This is a genomic window from Streptomyces sp. NBC_01571 (assembly GCF_026339875.1).
Lineage (GTDB): Bacteria > Actinomycetota > Actinomycetes > Streptomycetales > Streptomycetaceae > Streptomyces.
In genome coordinates, this window is sequence record NZ_JAPEPZ010000001.1 from 4,407,605 (window position 1) to 4,421,746 (window position 14,142).

Annotated in this window: 10 protein-coding genes; 1 reads left to right on the forward strand and 9 read right to left on the reverse strand. The window is 73.5% G+C overall.

Features of this window, described 5'->3' with window-relative positions; translation table 11 throughout:
- Positions 1–25 precede the first annotated feature (25 nt).
- From OHB41_RS19695 to OHB41_RS19725, 7 genes are all read right to left on the reverse strand, one after another.
- Positions 26–1,003 (reverse strand): cation diffusion facilitator family transporter, encoded by a 978-nt coding sequence (locus OHB41_RS19695; RefSeq protein WP_266699536.1) that lies wholly within the window; start codon positions 1,001–1,003, stop codon positions 26–28.
- A 164-nt stretch (positions 1,004–1,167) separates the two neighbouring features.
- The gene (manA, locus tag OHB41_RS19700; RefSeq protein WP_266699537.1) at positions 1,168–2,319 is read right to left on the reverse strand and encodes a mannose-6-phosphate isomerase, class I; all 1,152 of its coding nucleotides are present in this window, start codon (positions 2,317–2,319) and stop codon (positions 1,168–1,170) included.
- A gap of 106 nt (positions 2,320–2,425) precedes the next feature.
- Positions 2,426–3,553: an SIS domain-containing protein gene (locus OHB41_RS19705; RefSeq protein WP_266699538.1), complete on the reverse strand. Its 1,128-nt coding sequence runs from the start codon at positions 3,551–3,553 to the stop codon at positions 2,426–2,428.
- Between the two features lie 90 nt (positions 3,554–3,643).
- The gene (locus OHB41_RS19710) at positions 3,644–3,814 is read right to left on the reverse strand and encodes a Trm112 family protein (RefSeq protein ID WP_266699539.1); all 171 of its coding nucleotides are present in this window, start codon (positions 3,812–3,814) and stop codon (positions 3,644–3,646) included.
- A 559-nt stretch (positions 3,815–4,373) separates the two neighbouring features.
- Positions 4,374–5,735, reverse strand: coding sequence for a phosphomannomutase/phosphoglucomutase (locus OHB41_RS19715; protein WP_266699540.1), 1,362 nt, complete (start codon positions 5,733–5,735; stop codon positions 4,374–4,376).
- Between the two features lie 144 nt (positions 5,736–5,879).
- The gene (locus OHB41_RS19720; protein ID WP_266699541.1) at positions 5,880–7,496 is read right to left on the reverse strand and encodes an L-lactate permease; all 1,617 of its coding nucleotides are present in this window, start codon (positions 7,494–7,496) and stop codon (positions 5,880–5,882) included.
- 230 nt (positions 7,497–7,726) lie between these two features.
- Positions 7,727–8,101 carry a DUF3499 domain-containing protein gene (locus OHB41_RS19725; RefSeq protein WP_266699542.1) on the reverse strand — a complete coding sequence of 125 codons (375 nt, stop codon included), beginning with the start codon at positions 8,099–8,101 and terminating at the stop codon, positions 7,727–7,729.
- Between the two features lie 351 nt (positions 8,102–8,452).
- On the opposite strand from OHB41_RS19725, the gene OHB41_RS19730 reads away from it, so the two are divergent.
- The gene (locus OHB41_RS19730; protein WP_266706001.1) at positions 8,453–8,902 is read left to right on the forward strand and encodes a metallopeptidase family protein; all 450 of its coding nucleotides are present in this window, start codon (positions 8,453–8,455) and stop codon (positions 8,900–8,902) included.
- A gap of 60 nt (positions 8,903–8,962) precedes the next feature.
- Here OHB41_RS19730 and OHB41_RS19735 read toward each other — a convergent pair whose 3' ends face one another.
- Both OHB41_RS19735 and OHB41_RS19740 read right to left on the reverse strand, forming a co-directional pair.
- Positions 8,963–10,465 carry a DUF5719 family protein gene (locus tag OHB41_RS19735; RefSeq protein WP_266699543.1) on the reverse strand — a complete coding sequence of 501 codons (1,503 nt, stop codon included), beginning with the start codon at positions 10,463–10,465 and terminating at the stop codon, positions 8,963–8,965.
- The gene (locus OHB41_RS19740) at positions 10,462–14,133 is read right to left on the reverse strand and encodes a glycosyltransferase family 2 protein (RefSeq protein ID WP_266699544.1); all 3,672 of its coding nucleotides are present in this window, start codon (positions 14,131–14,133) and stop codon (positions 10,462–10,464) included. The genes OHB41_RS19735 and OHB41_RS19740 overlap by 4 nt, the downstream gene beginning before the upstream one ends.
- Between the last annotated feature and the right edge of the window lie 9 nt (positions 14,134–14,142).

The window sequence follows — 14,142 nt, forward strand, 5'->3', positions numbered from 1 at the left end:
CGCGCACGTCTGCGGGGTTTCGAGGTCAGTGCTCGGCCGGACGTGCCGGGCCCCCGGGGGCCGCGTCGGGGTCCGGGCCCTTGGCCGCCTCGGCCTCGCTGTAGATGTCCGGCTCCAGGTAGATGACGCGCGCGATCGGGACGGACTCCCGGATGCGGGCCTCGGCGGCGTTGATCGCTGCGGCGACCTCGCCCGCCGTGTCGTCGTGCTGGACGGCGATCTTCGCGGCGACCAGGAGTTCCTCCGGGCCGAGGTGGAGCGTGCGCATGTGGATGATGCCGGTGACCGTGTCGCCGTCGACGATCGCGGTCTCGATCTTCTTCACGTCGTCGACGCCGGCCGCCTCGCCCAGCAGCAGGGACTTGGTCTCGGCGGCCAGGACCAGCGCGATCAGGATGAGCAGGACGCCGATGCAGAGCGTGCCGATGCCGTCCCAGAGGCCGTCGTCGGTGAGCAGGGCCAGGCCGACGCCGCCGAGGGCGAGGACCAGACCGATCAGTGCGCCGAAGTCCTCGAGGAGGACGACCGGGAGCTCGGGGGCCTTGGCGCGGCGGATGAACTGCGACCAGGACAGCTTCCCGCGCAGTTCGTTGGACTCCTTGATGGCCGTGCGGAAGGAGAAGCCCTCGGCGATGATCGCGAACACCAGGACGCCCACCGGCCAGTACCAGTGCTCGATCTCGTGCGGGTGCTTGATCTTCTCGTAGCCCTCGTAGACGGCGAACATGCCGCCGACCGAGAAGAGGACGATCGAGACGAGGAAGGCGTAGATGTAGCGTTCACGGCCGTAGCCGAAGGGGTGCTGGGGCGTCGCCTCGCGCTGGGCCTTCTTGCCGCCGATCAGGAGCAGGGCCTGGTTGCCGGAGTCGGCGATCGAGTGGACACCCTCGGCGAGCATCGAGGACGAACCGCTGAAGGCGAACGCGACGAACTTCGTTACCGCGATCGCGAGGTTTGCGCCGAGTGCCGCCACGATCGCCCTGGTGCCGCCTGAAGCGCTCATCTGCTCCTGCTGTCCCTTCGTACGCCGTCCCGGTCCCCGTCCGTACCCTCGTACCCCGGTCCGGGCTTTGCCCGCCCTTTGCGGTGGGCCATTGTTGCAGCCCGGTTCGGGGGCGGCGCGGCTGGCCACCCCGGCGACCGGGCCGGGCGGCTGCCGTCACCCCGTCAGGCGACCACTGTCGCACGGAAGATCGTGCCCGAGCCGGACACCTCGGCCTTTTCGCCGGCCGGTACGAAGACCGACCGGCCGGGGGTCAGGACCTCGCCGTCCGCGTGGACGGAACCCGCCGTGCAGAGCAGGATCTGCGGGGTCTCGCGGGTGAGGTCGTGCGGGGCGGCACCCTCCGCGAGGACGTAGCGGGAGAGGCGGAACTCGTCGATGGGGGTCGCGTAGACCTCCTCGCCGCCGGGCGACTCCTCCGGGCGCAGGACACCGGGGTCGCTCGCCTCGAAGCGGACGACGCGCAGCAGTTCGGGGACGTCGACGTGCTTGGGGGTCAGACCGCAGCGCAGGACGTTGTCGCTGTTGGCCATGATCTCGACGCCCAGGCCGTTCAGGTACGCGTGCGGGACGCCGGCGCCGAGGAACAGGGCTTCGCCGGGCTGCAGTTGGACGTAGTTGAGGAGCATCGCGGCGATGACGCCGGGGTCGCCCGGGTAGTGGTGCGCGATGTCGGCGTACGGGGCGTGGGCGCCGCCCAGGCGGTCGCAGGCGGCCGCGGCCTCGGTGACCGTGCGGGCCATGTCGTCGGGGTCCGCGCTCAGCACCGCTGTCAGGACCTCGCGCAGGGCCGCGTCCTGCGGGTGGGCGCGCAGCAGGTCGACGTACGGCTTGAGGGAGTCGACGTCCAGGGCGGCGAGGAGGGCGGCGGCCTCGTCCGGGGTGCGGAAGCCGCACAGGCCGTCGAACTCGGTGAGCGCGCAGATGAGTTCGGGTTTGTGGTTGGCGTCCTTGTAGTTGCGGTGCGGGGCGTCGATCGGGATGCCCCGGCGCTCCTCGTCCTCGAATCCCTCCCTCGCCTGTTCGAGGTTCGGGTGCACCTGGAGGGAGAGGGGGGCGCCCGCGGCGAGGATCTTCAGCAGGAACGGCAGCCGGGGGCCGAACCTGGCGACGGCCGCGCGGCCGAGCTCCTTCTCGGGGTCCTCGCCTATGACCTCGGTGAGGGGACCGCGCGCCGTGAGCGAGGGGGCGCCGGGGTGCGCGCCCATCCACATCTCCGCCTGCGGTTCACCGGTCGGCTCGACGCCGAGCAGCCGCGGTATGGCGGTGGTCGAGCCCCAGGCGTAGGGGCGGACGGTGTTGTCGAGGCGGTCCATGTGCGCTTTTCTTCTCCGTACGTACGCTGCTCTGCGGTCGTTTCCCCACCAGGTGGGCGCCCGTGGCCGTGCGCCCGGGTGGGGCGTCAGCCGGTGTGGGTCAAGGTCAGGCCCCCGAGGCGAGCGCCAGGTAAACGGCGGCGAAATCCGTGACGGCGATCAGTTCCGCGAGCGTCTCGAGGTCGCCGCCCTCCTCGGGTTCGAGCTCGCTGATCGCGGTGTCGTGGCTGAGGGCCAGCTCGCGGGCGGCGGGCGCGGCGGTGAGGCCGCCGGCCGGCCGGTCGCGCAGGAGCACCACGCGCGCGTGCAGGACCTGCTGCTCCTCGACGCGGTCGCGGAAGAAGTCGTCGGGGTCGGCGGCCGCGGCCAGTGCGCCCGAGAGCAGGACGCTGTGGGCGGCGAGCGCCTCGGGGAGTTCCGCGGCGAGCGCGGGGCGGCCCGCCAGTTCCGCGAGCGCGGCGGTGAAACGGCGGCCCGCGGGGCCCGCGGAGGTGCCCTCCGTCCAGATCACCGGGAGTGCCTCGGCCAGATCGGCGGCGAGCGTCTTGGCGGGGTTGCCGTAGGTCGCGATGGCCGGGCCGCAGCGTTCGGCCACGTGGTCGAGGCGGTCGGCGACCTTCTGCAGCGCCTCGGGCGGGGCCGAGACCAGGCCGGTGCGGTCCAGCAGGGCGAGGAGCGGGGTGAGCAGCGCCCACAGGACGCCGGGGGCGGAGGCCGCGAGGGGTGAGTTCGGCTCGTACGGGGCGGTCGCCATCGGTACGAACAGGCCGTGCGTGCCCTCCACCGCTTCGGCGATCGGGGTGCCGGTGGGGGCCACCGCGACGACGGAGCTGCCGCGCCGGTACGCCTGCTCGACCAGGAGTTCGAGTCCTGGTTCGGCGCCGTCCGGGGTGGCGATCAGCACGAGGTCCACCGGGCCGGCCCAGCCGGGCAGCTCCCAGCGCAGGGCGCCTCCCGCGGGGGCGACGCCGGTGGGGGTGAGCCGGGTGACGGGGCAGCTTGCTCCGGCGAGCGTGCCGAGCAGTTCGGCCACTCCGGTGGCCGCCAGTCCGGGGCCGGCGATCAGGACCGCGCGTGGGCGGCCGTCCGGCTTCAGGTCCGGGATCCCGGCCTCCGTGGCGTGCCGGACCGCGGTACGCACGCGGGCGCCGGCCTCGGCGGCGCCTCGGAGCAGCTCACGACGGTCGGCGCGGGCGAGCGCCTCTGGGTCGTCGAGCAGCGAGTCGTCGAGCATGGGTCGGCAGCCTCCCGATCGCCGGTGTGTCGCCTGTGTCGCTGTGGTGCGGGGTGGGCGCCCGGGTGGTGGCGGCGCCCGGTGGCTCGCTTACGCGGGGCGGCGGGCCTCGTCGACGAGCAGTACGGGGATGCCGTCCCGGACGGGGTAGGCGAGGCCGCAGTCCTGTCCCGTGCAGACCAGCTCGCTCTCCTGCTCCTTGAGCGGGGCGTGGCAGGCCGGGCAGGCGAGGATCTCCAGGAGGCCGGCTTCGAGCGGCATGGGATGTCCTTTCGAACAGGTGGATGCGGCCTGGTCAGAGTACCGCTGTGGGGGGCCGGGTGCCGGAGTTAGGTGACCGGGGGCTTCGGCGTCCTGCGCCTGGGGCTTCGCCCTGGCCCCCGCCGGTCTTTGCCTCGGCCCCCGGCAGGGGCTCGGACCCGGACCCCGCCAAGGGCTCGGACCCGGACCCCGCCAAGGGGCTGCCGCCCCCTGGACCCCCGCGTCGCCCGAAGGGCTCGTCCTCAAACGCCGGACGGGCTGGATACGCGGGCCCGTACTGGAGGTGCGGGCCTGCGCTGGACGGTTCCGAACGGGCCGGAGGTGTCAGCCCGCCCTGGACGGTCCCGGACCGGCCGGAAGCGTCAGCCCGCCCTGGACGGTCCCGGACCGGCCGGAAGCGTCAGCCCGCCCTGGACGGTCCCGGACCGGCCGGAAGCGTCAGCCCGCCCTGGACGGTCCCGGACCGGCCGGAAGCGTCAGCCCGCCCTGGACGGTCCCGGACCGGCCGGAGGCGTGGGCCCGCGCCGAATGGTTCCGGGGCGGGTCGTCCGGGCCGGGTTCAGCCTCGGATGAGGTCCAGTACCTCGTCGCGTACCTTCGCCACCGTCGCCTCGTCCCTGGCCTCCGCGTTGAGGCGGAGGAGGGGCTCGGTGTTGGAGGGGCGGACGTTGAACCACCAGTCGTCCGCGGTGACGGTCAGACCGTCGAGTTCGTCGATGGTGACGCCCTCACGGCCCTGATAGGTGTCCCTGATCGCGGTGAGGCGGGCCGTCTGGTCGTCGACGGTGGAGTTGATCTCGCCGGAGGCGGCGTAGCGGTCGTACGCGGCGACGAGCTCGGAGAGCGGGCCGTCCTGGCCGCCGAGCGCGGCGAGGACGTGGAGGGCGGCCAGCATGCCCGTGTCGGCGTTCCAGAAGTCACGGAAGTAGTAGTGCGCGGAGTGCTCGCCGCCGAAGATCGCGCCGGTGCGGGCCATCTCGGCCTTGATGAACGAGTGGCCGACACGGGTGCGGACCGGCGTGCCGCCCTGCTCGCGGACGACCTCCGGGACCGACCAGGAAGTGATCAGGTTGTGGATGACCGTGCCGCCGCCGTGCTTGGCGAGCTCGCGGGAGGCCACCAGCGCGGTGACGGCGGAAGGGGAGACCGGGTCGCCGTGCTCGTCGACGACGAAGCAGCGGTCCGCGTCGCCGTCGAAGGCGATGCCGATGTCGGCGCCCTCGTCGCGGACGCGCTGCTGGAGGTCCACGATGTTCGCCGGGTCCAGCGGGTTCGCCTCGTGATTCGGGAACGTGCCGTCCAGCTCGAAGTACATCGGGACGAGGTCCAGGGGCAGGCCGGCGAAGACGGTCGGCACGGTGTGCCCGCCCATGCCGTTGCCCGCGTCGACGACGACCTTCAGGGGGCGGATGGAGGCCAGGTCGACGAGCGAGCGCAGGTATCCCGCGTAGTCCTCCAGCGTGTCGCGCTGGGTGATCGAGCCCGGCGTGGCGTCCGAGGCCGGGGCGCCCGAGTCGAGCCAGGACTCCACGAGTTCGCGGATCTCGGCGAGGCCGGTGTCCTGGCCGACGGGGGACGCGCCCGCGCGGCACATCTTGATGCCGTTGTACTGCGCGGGGTTGTGCGAGGCCGTGAACATGGCGCCGGGCAGGTCGAACGCGCCCGACGCGTAGTACAGCTGGTCCGTCGAGCAGAGCCCGATCTCGGTCACGTCGACCCCGCGCGCCGCCGCCCCGCGCGCGAAGGCCCGCGACAGGCCGGGCGACGAAGGCCGCATGTCATGCCCGATCACGATGGCTTCCGCTCCGGTCACCTGGACGAAGGCGGCCCCGAACAGCTCGGCCAGCGACTCGTCCCACTGGTCCGGGACCACCCCGCGTACGTCGTACGCCTTCACGAGCTGCGACAGATCAGCAGTCACGGCCAACCCTCCAGAAGTCCACTTCGGTCACCCCAAGCTACCCGTCCGTGCAGACAGTCCGCTGTGCGGCGGCTGATCGGACGCGCATCCGTCACCTGGGAAGCCCCACTCGTCACCCCGGGGTAACGCACGGACGGGACCCCGTCAGGGCAGCATCCACCCGAGGACGGGCGAGCTCTGCCCCAGCACGATCAGGCACATGATCAGCAGCAGCCCCGCGCTCCACGGCAGCACCTTGCGCAGCAGATCCCCCTCGCGGCCCGCGAGCCCGACCGCCGCGCACGCGATGGTCAGGTTCTGCGGGGAGATCATTTTGCCGAGGACGCCTCCCGAACTGTTGGCGGCGGCGAGCAGTTCGGGAGAGAGCCCCGACTCGCGGGCCGCGCTCACCTGGAGGGCGCCGAACAGGGCGTTCGACGAGGTGTCGGAGCCGGTGACGGCCACACCGAACCAGCCGAGGACGGGTGACAGGAAGGCGAGGCCCGCGCCGGCCGCCGCCACGAACTGGCCGATCGTGGCGGCCTGGCCCGACAGGTTCATCACGTAGGCGAGGGCCAGAACGGAGGTGACGGTGAGGATCGCGAACCTCAACTCACGGACGGTGGCCGCCCATTCCTCGACCGCCACGCGCGCGTGGACACCGAGAACGGCGGCCGTGCACAGCCCGGCGAGCAGTACGAGGGTGCCGCCGGTCGAGACGATCGGGAGCGTGAAGACGTTGCCGCCGACCGGCTTGCCGTCCGGATTCACGACGTTCAGGAAGGGCCAGTCGAACGTCCGCGTCGCTCCCGCCAGCCAGTTCTTGACCGCCGGTATCTGGGCGACCGAGAAAACGACGACGATCAGGGCGTACGGGGCGTAGGCGCGCACGACTTCGGGACGGGGGTCCTCCTCGTCCAGGTCCGTGCTGCGGACGCCGGTCAGGACCGCGACGCGTACGGGCTCGGCGGCGGCCCGGCGCGCCTGCGGCAGGGCGACCAGGGCGGCGGCACCCGCCAACGCCGCGGCGATGTCCGCGAGTTGGGCGGAGACGTAGTTGGAGGCGGCGAACTGGGCGGCGGCGAAGGCGACTCCGCACGCCAGAGCGGGTGCCCAGGCCTCCCGCAGGCCGCGCCGCCCGTCGACCAGCGCCACGAGCAGCAGGGGCACCACGAGGGCCAGCAGGGGCGTCTGACGGCCCACCACGGAGGCCACCGAGTCCAGTGGCAGGCCGGTGACCTGGGCGAGAGTGACGACCGGTGTGCCCATCGCGCCGAAGGCGACCGGCGCGGTGTTGGCGACGAGTGCCACCACGGCCGCGCGCACCGGGTCGAAGCCGAGGGCGACCAGCATCACGGAGCAGATCGCGACGGGTGCGCCGAAGCCCGCGAGCGCCTCCAGGAGCGCGCCGAAGCAGAAGGCGACGACGAGGGCCTGGATGCGCGGGTCGTCGGAGAGGCGCCCGAAGGAGCGTCGAAGGATGTCGAAGTGCCGGGTGCGGACCGTCATCCGGTACACCCACAGGGCGTTGACGACGATCCACAGGATGGGGAAGAGGCCGAAGGCGGCTCCCTGGGCGGCGCTGGACAGCGTCTGGCCGACCGGCATGCCGTACGCGAACAGGGCGACCAGGGCTGCGGCGAGGAGTCCGAGGAGGGCCGCCACGTGCGCCTTCATGCGGACGCCGCCGAGCAGCACGAGGACGAGGACGAGGGGCAGGGCCGCGACGAGGGCGGACAGGCCGAGCGAGTCGGCGACGGGTTCCACTTCCTGGACGTACACGGGCGCCTCCCCGGATTCGGCCGCGCGGGAGATTCCGCGATGCGGAAAGCGATTTCTCACGGCTGCGGAAATGGTCGTGTCCGCGACAACCAACCGTCAATGGGCGTGCACGGCCCTGTGACACCGGGGCGCGAGAAGGAGAGAGGCGGGGAAGTGGAGAGGTGGCGGGCAGGGCGCCGGTCGTGTCGGGTCGCGGAGCCCGGAACGCGGGAACTGTGCGGAGCGGGCGCTCAGTTGTCCGGTGAGCGCAGCACCCGCAGGTGGCCGCGGCGGGCGACCTCCATCGGGTCCGCCGACCGCCCGCTGCCGCCGGCCTCGGCGGCGCGCTGCTGCGGACGGGCCGCCTCACGCACCGCGTTGGCGAGCGCCTCCAGATCGTCACCGCTGGGGCGGGAGGGGGCGGAGGCGTCGGCGAGCCGGACGACCTCCCAGCCACGGGGCGCGGTGAGGCGCTCGGAGTGCTCGGCGCACAGGTCGTAGCAGTGGGGTTCGGCGTAGGTGGCGAGCGGGCCGAGGACCGCGGTCGAGTCGGCGTAGACGTACGTCAGCGTCGCGACGGCCGGACGGCCGCAAGCGGTTCGCGAACAGCGACGTACAGGGCTCACGACGTTGGACGGTACCGCACTCTTGAGCGGGCCGCGACGACTCTCCCCCAGGTCACCCCACCGTGTCGTGCTGTGAGACCGCCCACAGGGGCCACCGGACCCGCCTCGCCGACCTGGGACGACCTCCGCCGCCGGAGGGCCGAACACACCTGAATCCGGTCGCCACTTGGTGCAAACCATGTCAATTGCCATGTGTGCGACGGTCCTGGAGGGATACGGAATCGAGCCCAAGGTTGGCTGGAATGGTCATCCAGCGACATCCGGAACACCCGCCGGGCCCCCGCCGAGGGGTCGCGGGCAGCCGCGTGGGGCCGGGCGCGCGACCCTCGCGGGGACTACGCTTCGTGAGTGATGGACACCCCCGTACCGCCCCGCGCCGCAGCACCCGGGCCCCGCCGCCGTGATCGCCACGGAAGGGGCATGCGCGGCCCCGTCGCGCCGCCCCAGGTGCCGCTCGCGGCGAGCCGCGCCGAGGTCTTCGCGGACCTCGTGCAGGACTCCGTGGAGCGCCTGGAGCGGCGCTGGCCGCAGCTCGCCGACATCGACTTCATGGTCCTGGAGGTGCCGCGCCTCGACGGCCCCGGCGAGAGCTGGAACGACGAGGCGGTGCCGCTGGGCGGCACGATCGCCGCACGTGAGGGCCATCCCGCGCGCGTGGTCGTCTACCGCCGCCCGGTCGAGATCCGCACCAAGGGCCGCGACGAGCGTGCCGCGCTGGTGCACGAGGTCGTCGTGGAGCAGGTCGCGGAACTTCTGGGGCTGACTCCGGAGACGGTGGACCCGCGCTACGGCGAGGAGTGAGGATCCACCGCGTCCCCTCGGGACCCGGTGGATCACCCGTCCGGGATCACTCGTAAGTGATCAGCTCTTGAGCAGTACCGACAGGTCCTGGTCCGCCTCCGGGACCGCCACCGTCCCGTGGTCGTCCGGAAGTGTCTGGATCGTGAAGCCGGGCACGCCCTCCTGGGTGGAGGCGAGCGTCCGCGAGGCGTAGACGGGACCTCCGGAGACCGACTCGACCGTCAGGGCGTACGTCCCCCGCAGACCGCTCGGCGCGGGGGCGTCGACGTCCTGGGTCGTACCGCCCTTGATCGTGTACGTCTTCGTCACCGGTGTGCCGCCCTCGCTGCCCGCGGACGCGGTGACCTTGACCTGGGCGGACCGGCCGGGCGCTGACAGGGCGAGTGTGGTGCCCTTGGCGCTGTTGTCGGCGACCGACGCGCGCGCGGCGACCGGAGCCGTGGCCGGGATGAACGCCGACTCCTGCTTGTCGCCCTTGCCGCGCACCACCCGCAGGGCGGCGACGACCGGCACCGGGGTGCCGCCGGTGGGGGTGAGCACCAGGGAGCCCGCCTCGCCGCGTGTGACGTCGCCGAGGTCGACCGCGGTGGTCATGCCGGACTTGATGTGGAGCGTCTCGTTGCCGGCCGGGGTGATCAGCCCCGAGGGCGAGGCGAGTCGCACCTTCAGGTCGGCGTCCTGGTCGCCGGGCGCGAAGGCGACCAGCCGCACGGAGGTGGCGTCCTTCGGGATGCCCGGCATGACGAGGCTGCCCGCCGGGTCGGTGGAGGCGCCCAGCCAGTCGCCGCCGGTCCGGTCGTCCAGGGCCTGGACGGCCGCGCCGACACGGCCGCTGCGGACGGTGACATGGACCGTGAGGTCGGTCTGCGGCGCGCCGGTGAGCGTGCTCAGCAGGATCGGCTCGCCGGCGTGCGGCGGGACCGTGATGCCGTCGCCCACGGTGGACTTGAGTGTCCCGTCCTTGCCGTAGAGCTCGATGTCGACGACGGCGGCCGAGTCGTCCGGGTTGGTCAGGTGCACGTAGTCGGTGCGGCTGTCGGCGGTGCTGGCGCCCGGGAACCAGAACTCGGTGTCCGGGGCCGTGCAGTTGGTGCCGAGCAGGCCGCGTCCGGTGCCCGCGGCGACCTCGGTGGTCTCCTGGACGGTCCAGCCGGGCGCGAACCGGCCCTCGGCGGTGCCCACCAGGGCGGGTCCCTGGGCGCCCGAGCTGTCGCCGGTGGCCGGCGTGCCGGGCGCCTTGGGCACCACGGCGGGCTTGGAGGCCTTCTTGCCGGTCTTCTTGCCGCTCGGGGAGTCCGGCGACTCCTCGGTCGCGGACTGCAGTTCGGCCTTGCCGCCCTCGCTCGTGCCCCGGGTGACGGGCGTGAAGGACGTGTACGCCGTCTCCGCGAGGTCGGACGTGCTGGGTTGGGGGCACAGCAGGCGGCTGCGCTCCACGGGCTGCTGGACGGCCGCGCGTGCGGTGCTGTCGATGGATGCGGCAGGCGCGTTGAGCGAGGCGAAGCCGGTGACGGCGGCGAGCGCGGCCGCGCCGGCGATCAGGGACAGGGTGGTGCGGTTCACTGCTGGCTCCCGTCGGGGCGCTCACTGTCGGTGCCGTGCGGCGGCTGCGGGGGCATCGGGGGCTGCTGCGGGTCGTACGCCGTCTCGTAGCCCTGCTGGTACGTCTGGTCGTACGACGTCGTGTTCCCGTACCCGTACGGGTCGTACTGACCGGTCTGGTACGGGTCCGCCTGGTACGGATCGGCCTGGTACGGCTGTTCGTAGGTGCCCGCCTGGTACTGCTGCGTGCCCTGGTACTGCTCGCCGCCGTAGGAGCCGTAGTCGGCGCCCGCGTAGCTGGGCGCGTCCCATTCGCCGTACGTCTGCTGGTGCGGGATCGCGGCGGGACCGTCCTCCGGCTCCTCATCGGGCATGAGGAGGTCCGCGTCCTGGCCCGTCCGGGCCGCCTCGTCCGCCTCGGCCTCGGCCTGGGCGCGCAGGCGGCGGGCACGGCGGCCGTCACCCGTGACGTCCTGGGCGGGCAGGGCCGGCTCCTCGGGGAGGTCGTCGTCGATGTCGCGGCGCCGCCCGGGCAGGGCGAGGACCACGAGGACGACGGCGAGCGCGCCCTGGGCCCACAGCCAGCCGGTGTGGCTCAGCGGGGCGTCGAAGGCGACGTCCAGCCTGCCGCCGTTCGCGGGCAGTTCGAAGCCCTGCGCCCAGCCGTCGACCGTGGTGCGGGTGAGCGGCTTTCCGTCCAGGGTCGCCGTCCAGCCGGCGTCCGCCGTGTCGGCGAGGCGCAGGACGCGGCCCTCGGAGCCGGCGGGGACGGTGGTGTGCAGCTCGACGGGTCCGGCGGCGATGGACAGCGGCTCACCGGACCTGGGGACGATCGAGGCGCGCGAGACCTGACGGTCCAGACGCCACAGCGCGCTTCCGTCCTGCTGGCTGAGCCGGGACAGCCCCGGCGTGGCGTCCAGGACGCGGCTCACCTCGCGGGGCGCGCCCTTGCGGACCAGGACGTAACGCACCGCGAATCCGCCGAGCTGGTCGGCCTGGTCGGCGCCGGAGCCCGCGACGAGGTTGGCGACGACCTTGTCGAGCCTCTTGTTCTCGCCGCCCGACGCCGCGAGTTCGCCGTCGCCCATGCGCCCGCCGGAGCCGCGCACGAGGGTGTAGCCGACGCGGGCGGCGGTGTCGCTGTCGAGCACCAGGGTGCGGGCCTGGTCACGGGTGCCGCTCTCCTCGGCGACGAACGCCGGCACCTGCACCGGGTCGCGGCGCTCCACGGGACCGTCGGCGCCGCCGATGACCCACCCGGCGGCCACGAGCAGCGGGCCCGCGGCCGAGGCGAACGCGATGAGCGCGGCGACCGGCTGGCGCCAGCCGAAGCTCTGCTCGGCCACGCGGGAGCGTGCCCCGTCGGCGCCGAGCGCGGCGGCGACGAGCAGCGCGAGGCCGTAGACCAGGGTGGCGGGGCCGGCCCACGCCGACTTGTTGGACAGCACGGCGAAGACGAGCGCCACCAGGGCGACGGCCCAGGCCGTCCAGACCGCGCGCTGTCGCTCACCGCGCAAGAGGGCGGCCAGCGCGGCGAGCACGATGCCGATGAGCATCACTCCGCTGACCGTGCCGGGACCGCCGGGGCTGGCGCCGAGCAGGTCGAGTGCGGAGGCCGCGCTCGCGCCGTACGGCAGGCCGGCCTCCTTGAAGAAGCCGAACGGAAGCAGCGTCAGCGACCAGGGGGCGAGGACCAGCAGCGGGGTGCCCAGCTGGGCCAGGAACCGCGGCCCGTACGCCGTGAGCTCCCTGCGGCGCACGGCGAGGAGCGCGATCCCGAGGACCAGCGCGATGGGCCACACGATCGGCGTGAACGCCGTGGTGAAGCTCAGCAGCAGGGCGTACGCCCAGGTGGCGCGCCAGCTGCCGCGCGCGCCGGAGGCGTGCGCCAGCCCGCTCGCGGCGATGCCCGCGCGGGCGATGAGCGGCAGCAGGATCGCGAGGAAGGCGGTGCCGACCCGGCCGCCCGCGAGCGCTCCGGCGGCGGCGGGCAGGAACGCGTACGCCACGGACGCCCAGGCGCGCAGCAGGCGCGACTCGACGAGCGGGCGGGAGGCGAAGTACGCGGCGAAGCCGGCCAGCGGCACGGAGGCCACCATGAGCACGGTGACCGCGAGCCCGGTGGAGCCGAGGAGCAGCGAGGACAGCAGCGCGACGAGGGCGAGGTAGGGCGGCGCGGACTCGGTGCCGCCGGCTCCCACCGGGTGCCAGCCGTCGAGGTAGCGCGACCAGAGCTCGGAGGCGTCGGCGGGCGCGGGCAGCAGCGCGCCGCCCGCGAGCGCCCCGCCGCCGAGGAGGCCGCGGCAGGCGAGCAGGGAGACGAACAGCAGGACCAGGAAGAGCATCGGGCCGGGGTTGCGGGCGATGCGCTTGAGACGGGCGAACTGCTCGATCTCGAGGAAGTCGGCGTCGTCGCCGCCGGGACCGGACTCGACGGCGCCGCCGTGCCGTCCGGCGCCGGCGGTGGCCTCGGGGTCGTCGCTGCCCATGAGGTTGCCCGCGGCCTGCTCGACGGTGGCCCGCACGGTCGCGCCGGGGGGCGGGAACAGCGCGCGCAACTCACCCTTGTCGACCTGTGGGCTGCCTCGCCTGCGGCGGCCCGCGAGGATCCGCTCGGGCCGCAGCAGGGTGCCGAGCAGGCCGCGGATCTCGTCGACGGCCTGTCCGGGGACCTTGCCGACGAGGTAGGCGAGGGTGCGCAGCAGGGTGCCGAGGACGAGCCGGATCAGGATCCAGGGGAGCTGTGCCGTCCGGGCGTTGACCAGCAGGGTGTAGACGGCGCCCGCCTTGTCGACCTTGTGCGGGGAGGCGGAGGTGCGCCCCACGCAGTCGACGGTGCGGCGCTCACGGGAGGCCGCCTCGGCGTGCCGGACGACCGCCTCGGGGGCGACCAGGACGCGGTGTCCCGCGGAATGGGCGCGCCAGCACAGGTCGACGTCGTCACGCATCAGGGGCAGGCGCCGGTCGAAGCCGCCGAGCTCCTCGAAGACATCACGGCGGATCAGCATGCCGGCGGTGGAGACGGCGAGCACGGGGTGGACGTGGTCGTGCTGGCCCTGGTCCTGTTCGCGGCGGTCCAGACCGGTCCAGCGGCGGCCGGAGTTGGCGATGGTGACGCCGACCTCCAGGAGGGCGCGCCGGTCGTACCAGCCACGGAGCTTGGGGCCCACGACGGCGACTTCCTTGCCGAGCTCCTGCTCGTTCTCCACGACGCGGAGCAGGTGGGCGAGGGCGTCGGGCTCGGGGGCGCAGTCGTCGTGCAGCAGCCAGAGCCACTGCTCGGGTTCGCCGTACGGAAGCTCCGGCATGTCGTACGCGTCGTCGCGCCAGGTACGGGTGACGGGGTCCCAGCCACTGGGGCGCTTCAGGTAGGGCAGCTCGTCGGGGGTGAGCACACCGGCGCCGCGGATGGCCTCCTCGACGGCCTGGCCGAAGCCGGTCCGGCGGGCGAGGTGCAGCACCCGGTCGGCGCCGAGTGCGTCGGTGAGCAGCTGGGCGGAGTCGTCCGCGCTGCCGGTGTCGGCCGCCACCGCGTTCTGCACGGGGCGCTCCTGGCCGAGCAGGCCGGCGAGCGCGTCGGGCAGCCAGCGGGCGCCGTCGTGGGAGACGAGCACCGCGGTCACCACGTGGCGCGGGAACTCAGGAGCGGCAGCGTCTTGTTGGGCTGCCGTATGGCTGTGCACGGACATCGAGGTACG

What these genes read in the sequence shown, in the direction of transcription:
- OHB41_RS19695 (WP_266699536.1), bottom strand. Translation starts at nt 1,003, where the DNA reads ATGAGCGCTTCAGGCGGCACCAGGGCGATCGTGGCGGCACTCGGCGCA.
- OHB41_RS19730 (WP_266706001.1), top strand. Translation starts at nt 8,453, where the DNA reads ATGGACACCCCCGTACCGCCCCGCGCCGCAGCACCCGGGCCCCGCCGC.
- OHB41_RS19710 (WP_266699539.1), bottom strand. Translation starts at nt 3,814, where the DNA reads ATGCCGCTCGAAGCCGGCCTCCTGGAGATCCTCGCCTGCCCGGCCTGC.
- OHB41_RS19740 (WP_266699544.1), bottom strand. Translation starts at nt 14,133, where the DNA reads ATGTCCGTGCACAGCCATACGGCAGCCCAACAAGACGCTGCCGCTCCT.
- OHB41_RS19705 (WP_266699538.1), bottom strand. Translation starts at nt 3,553, where the DNA reads ATGCTCGACGACTCGCTGCTCGACGACCCAGAGGCGCTCGCCCGCGCC.
- manA (WP_266699537.1), bottom strand. Translation starts at nt 2,319, where the DNA reads ATGGACCGCCTCGACAACACCGTCCGCCCCTACGCCTGGGGCTCGACC.